Origin of the sequence: Bacillus sp. 7884-1 (assembly GCF_002272245.1) — a bacterium.
In the GTDB taxonomy this organism is placed as follows: Bacteria; Bacillota; Bacilli; order Bacillales; family Cytobacillaceae; genus Neobacillus.
Genome location: NZ_NPDD01000344.1, coordinates 1 through 442, shown reverse-complemented (window position 1 = coordinate 442; position 442 = coordinate 1). Strand labels below are relative to the sequence as shown.

The window sequence follows — 442 nt, the reverse complement described above, 5'->3', positions numbered from 1 at the left end:
CAAAATAAACAACCTCGATTTAAGTCAAAAAAGAATCCAATACAATCTTATACAACAAAATATACAAACAGAAATATAGCTGTCATTGACAACTACATCAAACTTCCCAAACTGGGGAATGTCCGTTTTGCAAAAAGTCGTGAAGTCGAAGGCCGTATTATAAGTGCCACTATCAGAAGAAATCCCTCTGATAAATATTTTGTTTCTTTAGCTGTTGAATCAGAAGTAAAAGAATTGCCAAAAACCAATTCAGCAATTGGTATTGATGTAGGACTGAAAGATTTCGCTATTCTCTCGAATGGAACGATATACTCTAATCCGAAGTTTTTTCGTTCATTAGAAGAAAAATTAGCCCATGCTCAAAAAGTTATGAGTAGACGAACTATTGGTGGTGAGAACTGGTATAAAGCCAAAAGAAAAGTAGCTCGTATTCATGAAAAAA

At 33.9% G+C, this 442-nt stretch carries 1 protein-coding gene; it reads left to right on the top strand.

Annotated elements, in window-relative coordinates; genetic code table 11:
- A partial coding sequence (locus CHI06_RS29050) for an RNA-guided endonuclease TnpB family protein (protein ID WP_142301053.1) occupies positions 1–442 on the top strand: 442 nt, incomplete at both ends.